Here is a 529-nt window from a genome sequence, read left to right as displayed (position 1 = left end):
GATGCTGGGCATCGCGGTAGCCCAGGATGTCGACGTGCTTGTTGTGCATCCAGTCTTTGAACAGCTGGCACACCGCGTCCAGGTCGAACGACGGATAGTCGGTGGCGTCGATGAGCTCGCGCACGTAGTCGGTCTGGAATTCGGCCTCGGCGTCATGATCGGGCAACGCGGCCTGGCGTTCGAGCCACACCTCGATATCGGCCTCACGTTTGTCGTAGTCGGGCAGGGTGATCACCCCGGTCATCACATCGCGGGCAAACCAGGCTTGGGCGTCGAACATGTTGAACGTGTAGTACTGGTCCTGGGCCCCCAGGTAGAACAGGTTGGTGTTCTGCTGCCAGACCACCCCCTTGTACAGGTTGGCCGGATACAGCACGTTCGGGGAGGACAGCGACAACTCACTGGGCAAAAACGGGTACTTGTGCTGGTATCCGGTGCACAGCACCACCGCGTCGAACTCGTCCTGGGTGCCGTCACGGAAGTAGGCGGTGTTGCCCTCGAAGCGGGTGACCAGCGGGCGTTCCACGGT

The 529-nt window shown here is 61.6% G+C and carries 1 pseudogene; it reads right to left on the bottom strand.

The annotated features are described in order from the left end of the window. A pseudogene (locus RMCB_RS30205) lies at positions 1–529 on the bottom strand (NAD(P)/FAD-dependent oxidoreductase); the annotation flags it as partial.

It is taken from the genome of Mycolicibacterium brisbanense (genome assembly GCF_001570425.1).
Taxonomy (GTDB): Bacteria; Actinomycetota; Actinomycetes; order Mycobacteriales; family Mycobacteriaceae; genus Mycobacterium; species Mycobacterium brisbanense.
This window is presented reverse-complemented; position numbering and strand designations above follow the sequence as displayed.